General features: G+C 67.1%; 6 protein-coding genes and 1 pseudogene. 3 read left to right on the top strand and 4 right to left on the bottom strand.

The window, feature by feature from the left end; translation table 11 throughout:
* Positions 1-1278, top strand: a 1278-nt coding sequence (locus tag G3N92_RS29995) for a cytochrome c (RefSeq protein WP_206131185.1), incomplete at its 5' end; no start/stop codon positions are given.
* A 352-nt stretch (positions 1279-1630) separates the two neighbouring features.
* Here G3N92_RS29995 and G3N92_RS29990 read toward each other — a convergent pair.
* Positions 1631-2557, bottom strand: a complete 927-nt coding sequence (locus G3N92_RS29990; RefSeq protein ID WP_206131184.1) for a hypothetical protein — start codon at positions 2555-2557, stop codon at positions 1631-1633.
* A 302-nt stretch (positions 2558-2859) separates the two neighbouring features.
* Here G3N92_RS29990 and G3N92_RS29985 point away from each other — a divergent pair.
* Positions 2860-3054: pseudogene (locus G3N92_RS29985) on the top strand (cytochrome c); the annotation flags it as partial.
* 56 nt (positions 3055-3110) lie between these two features.
* Here the strand turns inward: G3N92_RS29985 and G3N92_RS29980 are convergent.
* From G3N92_RS29980 to G3N92_RS29970, 3 genes are all read right to left on the bottom strand, one after another.
* The gene (locus tag G3N92_RS29980) at positions 3111-3659 is read right to left on the bottom strand and encodes a hypothetical protein (RefSeq protein WP_206131183.1); all 549 of its coding nucleotides are present in this window, start codon (positions 3657-3659) and stop codon (positions 3111-3113) included.
* Between the two features lie 105 nt (positions 3660-3764).
* On the bottom strand, positions 3765-4286 hold the full coding sequence (locus G3N92_RS29975) for a lysozyme inhibitor LprI family protein (RefSeq protein ID WP_206131182.1): 522 nt from the start codon (positions 4284-4286) through the stop codon (positions 3765-3767).
* A gap of 53 nt (positions 4287-4339) precedes the next feature.
* Positions 4340-5242, bottom strand: coding sequence for a LysR family transcriptional regulator (locus G3N92_RS29970; RefSeq protein ID WP_206131181.1), 903 nt, complete (start codon positions 5240-5242; stop codon positions 4340-4342).
* 158 nt (positions 5243-5400) lie between these two features.
* Between G3N92_RS29970 and G3N92_RS29965 the strand changes: the two genes are divergently transcribed.
* Positions 5401-5776, top strand: a 376-nt coding sequence (locus tag G3N92_RS29965) for an amidase family protein (RefSeq protein WP_241015106.1), incomplete at its 3' end; no start/stop codon positions are given.

Genomic DNA, 5776 nt, shown 5'->3' with positions numbered 1-5776 from the left:
TCGGCTTCGGCTTCGGCGGCGTCCGCCGCCTCCGCCGAGCTGCTCAAGCGCGGCGAATACCTGGCGCGGGCCGGCGATTGCATCGCCTGCCACACCGCATCGGGCGGCAAGCCGTTCGCGGGCGGCCTGAAATTCGACACGCCGATCGGCGCGATCTACTCGACCAACATCACGCCCGACCGCGCGAGCGGCATCGGCGGCTGGAGCCTGGCCGATTTCGATCGCGCCGTGCGTTCCGGCGTGCGCAAGAACGGCGACACGCTGTATCCGGCGATGCCGTATCCGTCCTACGCGCGGCTGTCCGGCGAGGACGTGCGCGCGATGTACGCGTACTTCATGCACGGCGTGACGCCGGTCGAGCAGGCCAACCGGCCCGTCGACATCGTCTGGCCGCTGTCGATGCGCTGGCCGCTCGGCATCTGGCGCAAGCTCTACGCGCCCGCGCCGCAGCCGTTCGACGCCGCGCGCTACCCCGACGCCGTGCTCGCGCGCGGCGCCTATCTCGTGCAGGGCCTCGGCCATTGCGGCGCGTGCCACACGCCGCGCGCCGCAACCATGCAGGAGCGCGCGCTGAGCGACGCCGACGGCCTCGATTTCCTGGCCGGCGGCGCGGCCATCGATGGCTGGGTGCCCACCAGCCTGCGCGGCGAGCCGCGCACCGGCCTCGGCACGTGGTCCGAGGCGCAGCTCGTGCAGTTCCTGAAGACGGGGCGCAACGCCCACACCGCAGCGTTCGGCGGCATGACCGACGTGGTCGATCACAGCATGCAGTACCTCGACGATGCCGATCTGAACGCGATGGCGCGCTACCTGAAGACCTTGCCGCCGCGCGCGGCAGGCGAGACGCCGTACGCGTACGACGACGCGGCCGCCAAGGCGCTGCGCTCGGGCGACGCGAACCGGGCCGGCGCATCCGTCTACGTCGACAACTGCATGGCCTGCCACCGCAGCGACGGCCGCGGCTACACGCGCGTGTTCCCGGCGCTCGGCGGCAACCCGGTGGTGCAGGGCGCGGATCCGACCTCGCTGATTCACGTGGTGCTGGAAGGCGCGGCGCTGAACGGCACGCACACCGCGCCGTCGACGTTCACGATGCCGCCGTTCGGCTGGCGTCTGTCGGATCAGGAGGTGGCGGATGTCGCCACGTTCGTGCGCACGAGCTGGGGCAACAGCGGTTCGCCGGTGACGGCCGCGCAGGTGGCGAAGCTGCGCCGCGCGTATCCGGGCACGCGGCCCGATGCGCCGGCGGGGGCGAGCTTCGGGCGGGCGGGGCGGTAGGGCGGGTCACCGCACTGTTGAAGGGCGTTGTTCCGGCTCGGCCTTTGGGGTGACGTGCCCGTGGGCGGGACGCTGAGATATCGGGCGTCCTCGATGCCCGGCGACCGGGGGAGACGATGCTCACGATCCCGGTGGGCCAGCGGCCTGACGGATCGGTCTACCCGTCCCGCCGAGCCGCCGAGTAAAAGGCTTGCCCTCGCTCGCGCTCGCCGATTGGGCGGCGGAGGATCTGTTCAGGCATGCGGAAGTCGAGATCGAAGGATGCAGCGGCTTCGAGCCCTACGTCTCCGTTCTCGATGCGCCGATGCGTACCGAGGCACCGGAACCTGACGGGCCGCAGGACGTCGACTGGCTATTCCGCCAACTGGCGGTAACGCGCGGCAATCCATTGCTGAAGCTCTGCCCGCTCCTCACGTGACAGCGACAGGTTGGTTTCCGGATCACGCGCGAGCGAGTCGATTTCATCGTGCCACTCCCGGGCGAACACCGGCCTGGAGTGCGCGGGCAATTGCCTCGACACGAGATAGCTGGCCTCGAAATACTCTTCACGGGCCTGAGGCGTGCATGCCTCCCGGTGGCCTTCCATGCCGCCGCCTGTTCGCGAAATTTTCTTTGCCGAAAAATACTCCTGAAATTCCTTGCGCGTGTGAAGGACGATCTCGTGTGTCAACGTCTGTGCGATTCGGGCGAGCGCCGACGTGTCCAACGCTGTTTTTCCGCGGCCGAGATGCGCGTCCAGATTCAGCTCGATATCCGCCGCCTTGCCGTAAAAGACGGTTCGCGCGAAATCCCGCGGAAGGGATGCCTTGGTGATCAGAAGATCGTTATGCCCAGGCGGGAAAATCGGCCCGAGGGCATCGAGAATCTTGCCTGTCAGCGCTGTCAATTCGGCCGTTTCGGCGCTGGAAAACCCCTCCAGCGTTGCTTCCGCTCGTGTATGGGTGGGAATCCCTCCGGCATGGAGAAGCTGAAAGATAGTCGGTGCCGCAGGCGGGCTGGTCACACCGGCGTGGCGGGTCGTTCCGGGCTCATCGGTACCGGCCGGGCCGCTGCGAGCCAGGCGGGAAGTTGACGGGGACTGTATCGATGGCGGGCGGCGAGGCCTCGACAAGGTTTGGAGGTCGGCGAGATACATGCCGCCTCGCATCGATGGTTGCGATGCTTCCCCCGTCGCAGAGGCGCCGCGCGTGGTGTTGCCATCGCCGTTGGCGGAGCCCGGTTCCGGTTGCCCGTAGCTCAATCCGCTGGGGTAGTTGTTGCCGATGCGTCGACCTGACATTTCGAAATGCTCCTGATGCCGCGTGCAATGGACGCGCAAACCTTCTGACGCTACGACAAAAGGGCACCCTGAAGTTTTTGCTGGCGAAGGCCCGTCCGAAATAGCGAACGGTCCGGGTGAGGCTTCATGAAGGTGTGTGCCCGACGTCCGGGACACGCTTCGCGGCGTGTGTTCGTGCTGATGGCCGGGATCGCGAAGCCGATTTACCGATATTTCGACCGCGCGTATCCGTTCATTTGTCCACCCGCAACTGCGCCTTCAGATACTGCAAGAACGCCTGCAGCTTCGGCGACGGCGCGCGCTTCGGCTGGCGTCTGTCGGATCGGGAGGTGGCGGATGTCGCGACGTTCGTGCGCACGAGCTGGGGCAACAGCGGTTCGCCGGTGACGGCCGCGCAGGTGGCGAAGCTGCGCCGCGCGTATCCGGGCACGCGGCCCGATGCGCCGGCGGGGGCGAGCTTCGGGCGGGGCGGTAAGTCAGTCGAGATGACGCAATGAAAAAGCCGCGCGATGTCGGTCGCGCGGCTTTTGTTTTTGGGCAGATGTTGACGCTGTCAAACCGGCGTGCCGTCTTCCGATTCGATCACGACATAGAAGTGATCGCCCATCGGCCTGACCGACTTCGAGAGCACCTTCGGCGCACGCAGGATCGCGTCCGTCGGATCGTATTCGAGCGTGTAGGCCACGCCCGGCGACAGCGGGGCGGCGTTCAATCCCCAGCTCCACATGTGGAACGTTTCCGTGCCGTGCGGCTCGAGATGCAGCGCGATTTCATGCGGATACTTGACCAGCAGGAAATGCACGCGCTGGGAATCGAGCCCGATCGCGGGCAGCGCCATCATCAGCACGCCCACCAGCAGCGGTGCCAAGAACGTCGAGGCCGCGGAGCGCCAGCGGCCGCGCACGGCATTCGCGAGACTGCCGACCAGCCAGCCGATTGCTAGCGGCAGCAGCAAGAACGCCGATACCAGCAGCAGCGTGATCACGCCCTTGTAGAGCTCCCAAACCGTCACGTAGATTACGGCGAGCCCGAGCCAGAGGGCGAACGGGCGTGTTGAAATCCGATCGATCGCGATCGGTGGCGAATCGGCATTCGGTGTCATGAGTTTGGGCGGGTTAATCGTTCGCGGGAGTTCGGGAATGGCGCGGCCGATATGACATCGCCGTGTTCATGCGTATTTGCCGTCGCTCCCGCGTGTTACCGATAATCAGTTTGCCAACCGCGATTCCAGTTCGTCCGCGCGCGCATCGGTTTTGCGCAATTCGCAATCGGGCAGCGTCGAGCCACCGTTGCCGCTCTGGCATTCCGCATCGCGGTTTTTCAGCCAGGCCAGCTCGTCGGCCTTCAGCGCCTTGCGCCGGGCCGGATCGCCGGCGTACTTGCGGGCGAGTTTCCCGTAGACCTTGTTCAGGCGCGTGTCCTGAACCGCCAGTTCCTTTTCGACGCACAGGTCGAGTTGCACCGCATTGCCGGCCGCGCGGTCGCGGCAGGCGGCGTATTCGGCCGACGTGTCGGCGAAGCTGTTTTGAGAAAGGATCAGGCATGTGCCCGACAACACGAGCAGCTTTTTCATTCGGAATGGTCCTGTCGATTTGATTTTGATATGACGTTCTGTCCCGCAGGAGCGGCGGCGCCATGATACGGCGATATTTAACGGAATGACCGTGCAAATCGATTGATATGTTTTTGAAAGCTGATTCGGTCGCTGTCGAATAAAGTGAACGCTCATGACTCGAAAATCCGCGAAGCCGATTTACCGATATTTCGGCCGCGCGTATCCGTTCATTTGCCAACCCGCAACTGCGCCTTCAGATACTGCAAGAACGCCTGCAGTTTCGGCGACGGCGCGCGCTCGCGCGGAAACAGCGCGTTGAAATCCTGCGGCGGCCCGATCCACTCGGGCAGCACCCGAACGAGCCGCCCGGCTTCGACCTCGGGCGCCATGCTGGCGTCCAGCGCCAGCAGCAGGCCCAGGCCGGCGCGCGCGGCGTCGAGCACGAGCGCCGGATCGCTCGCCACGATCACCGGCTCCACGGCGTAGCGCACCGGCTTGCGGCCGGTGGTGCGCAGCGGCCAGACGTAGCCGCTCTCGCTGCGCGCCTGATGCAGGGCGAGCACGCGGTGTTGCGGCAGCGCGTCCGGCGTGGCCGGCGCGCCGTGCCGTTCGAGATAACCGGGGCTGGCGTAGACGGCGGTCGAGAACGTGCCGAGCCGCCGCGCCACGAGGCTCGAATCGGGCAGCGCGCCGAGCCGCAGCGCCACGTCCACGTCCTCGCCGAACAGGTCGACCGGGATGTGCGAGGCGACGATGTCGAGCCGCACGTCGGGATAGCGCGTGCAGAAGCCGGCGATCAGCGGCGCGATCCAGGTCGCGCCGAACGAATAGGGCAGCGTCACGCGCAGCCAGCCGCCGGGCGTGCCGCGAATGCGCTGCACGGCGTGCTCGGCCGCGTCGAGCTGCCCGCCGATCGCGCGGCAATGCTCGAAATAGGCGGTGCCGGCCTCGGTCAGGCGCAGCTTGCGCGTGGTCCGGTGCAGCAGCCGCGCGCCGAGATGCGCCTCGAGCTCGCGCACGCGCCGGCTGACGGTGGTTTTCGGCGTCTGCAAGGCGGCCGCGGCGGCGGTGAAGCTGCCCCACTGCACGACTTGCAGGAACACGAGCGTGTCGTTGAGGTCGCGGCTCATGGGCGTACGGACAGGAAAGGGCGGGCGGTCATGGCGGCAGACTAGCACGGCGATTGTGCCGTGTACGGCGCAATCCTTGCCGCTTTGCGTGGCTAATCACGCGCCCCGCCAGCCCCTATCGTGTGGCCTTCCTCATCGCTTCCACCGGGAAGGCAACCATGAACCTCAACGAATACGCGAGCCACGACGCCATCGGCCTGGCCCAACGTGTCGCGGCCGGCGACGTCAGCGCGGCGGAACTGGCCGCGCTGGCGCGCCGGGCGATCGACGCCGTCAACCCCGAGATCAACGCCGTGATCGAGCACTGGCCCGCCGACGCCGCCCACGCCGACATCGACGCCGCGCCGCCGGCCGCCGGCCCGCTCTCGGGCGTGCCGTTCCTGATCAAGGATCTCGCGGTGTCGATGCGCGGCAAGCGCGTCGAGCTGGGCAGCCGGCTCGCGGCGGGCCTCGTGGCCGAGGACGATTCCTGGCTGATGTCGCGGTTTCGCGCGGCCGGGCTGCAGACGATCGGCCGCACCACCACGCCCGAGA

The sequence above is a fragment of the Burkholderia sp. Ac-20379 genome (genome assembly GCF_017104645.1).
Classification (GTDB): Bacteria; Pseudomonadota; Gammaproteobacteria; order Burkholderiales; family Burkholderiaceae; genus Burkholderia.
This window is presented reverse-complemented; position numbering and strand designations above follow the sequence as displayed.